Below are 851 nucleotides of genomic sequence, written 5' to 3'. Positions count from 1 at the left end.
GTAGCAGGTATTGCAAGTAAATTATCAATTGCATTTGGTATTGCTCAAGCGCTTCACCGTGAAGGCGCGGAACTTGCATTTACTTATCCAAATGAAAAACTGAAAAAACGTGTAGATGAATTTGCAGCACAATTTGGCTCAACGATTGTTCTACCATGTGATGTGGCTGTCGACGCTGAAATTGAACAGACTTTTGTTGAATTGGCAAAACACTGGGACGGGTTAGACGGTGTAGTACATTCGATTAGTTTTGCGCCTGCGCATACATTGGATGGTGACTTTACCGATGTAACGGATCGTAATGGTTTTAAAGTGGCACATGACATTAGTGCATATAGCTTTATTGCGATGGCGCGTGCTGCGAAGCCGTTACTTTTAGTTCGTCAAGGTTGTTTATTGACTTTGACTTACCAAGGTTCTGAACGTGTAATGCCAAACTACAATGTGATGGGTATGGCGAAAGCATCATTAGAAGCGGGCGTACGTTACTTGGCATCAAGCTTGGGTGCAGAAGGGATTCGTGTGAATGCGATTTCAGCAGGGCCAATCCGTACTTTGGCGGCATCAGGGATTAAGTCGTTCCGCAAAATGTTAGATGTAAACGAAAAAATTTCACCACTTAAACGTAATGTGACCATTGAAGATGTCGGTAATGCTGCATTATTCCTTTGCTCACCTTGGGCAAATGGTATTACCGGTGAAATCATGTATGTCGATGCAGGTTTCAACACTGTGGGGATGAGCCCAGACTTGATGCTTGATGAATAATTAGATTGATTAAAATCATTTAATAAAGCCGCTTTTATAGCGGCTTTGTTTTTGAAGATAGCGAGTGAGATTTTAAAAAGATT

Annotated in this window: 1 protein-coding gene; it reads left to right on the top strand. The window is 41.6% G+C overall.

Going from position 1 to position 851, the window contains the following annotated elements; all coding sequences use genetic code 11:
* On the top strand, positions 1-768 hold a 768-nt coding region (locus DPG01_RS18455), incomplete at its 5' end, for an enoyl-ACP reductase FabI (RefSeq protein WP_110976009.1).
* Positions 769-851: the final 83 nt, after the last annotated feature.

The sequence above is a fragment of the Acinetobacter sp. WCHAc060042 genome, assembly GCF_003231195.1.
Taxonomy (GTDB): Bacteria; Pseudomonadota; Gammaproteobacteria; order Pseudomonadales; family Moraxellaceae; genus Acinetobacter.
The sequence above is the reverse complement of the archived record's forward strand: the minus strand, read 5'-3'. Positions and strand labels throughout refer to the sequence as shown.